At 72.4% G+C, this 369-nt stretch carries 1 pseudogene; it reads right to left on the bottom strand.

Annotated features, from left to right (window positions below):
* Window positions 1–369 (bottom strand): annotated as a pseudogene (locus tag IG78_RS50845) (transposase family protein); the annotation flags it as partial.

Below are 369 nucleotides of genomic sequence, written 5' to 3'. Positions count from 1 at the left end.
GCGAGGAGTACGCCTTGTCACCGCCGAGATGGTCCGGCCGAGTGCGGGGACGCCCGCCGCCGAGGCGGCCGACGCGGATACGTTCCATGACAGGGATGAGCTGCGGGGCATCGCCCCACTGGCCCGGAGTGATCAGCAGGGCCAAGGGGCGGCGCCCGCCTTCTCCAGTCAGATGGATCTTGCAGGTGAGGCCGCCCCGGGAGCGTCCGAGTCCCTCCTCAGGGCGGTGCTGCCGGGGCGTGCGCCTTTTCCCGGCACCCGCGGGGATCTCCTACGAGCTCCGGCGGCGTGCTGGTGGGCCCGGCAGGTGGTGGAGTCCACGGACACCATGGACCAGTCGATGCGGCCTTCCGCGTCGGCGTCGGCCAG

The organism is Streptomyces aureocirculatus, assembly GCF_000720475.1.
GTDB classification, from domain to species: Bacteria; Actinomycetota; Actinomycetes; order Streptomycetales; family Streptomycetaceae; genus Streptomyces; species Streptomyces aureocirculatus.
The sequence above is the reverse complement of the archived record's forward strand: the minus strand, read 5'-3'. Positions and strand labels throughout refer to the sequence as shown.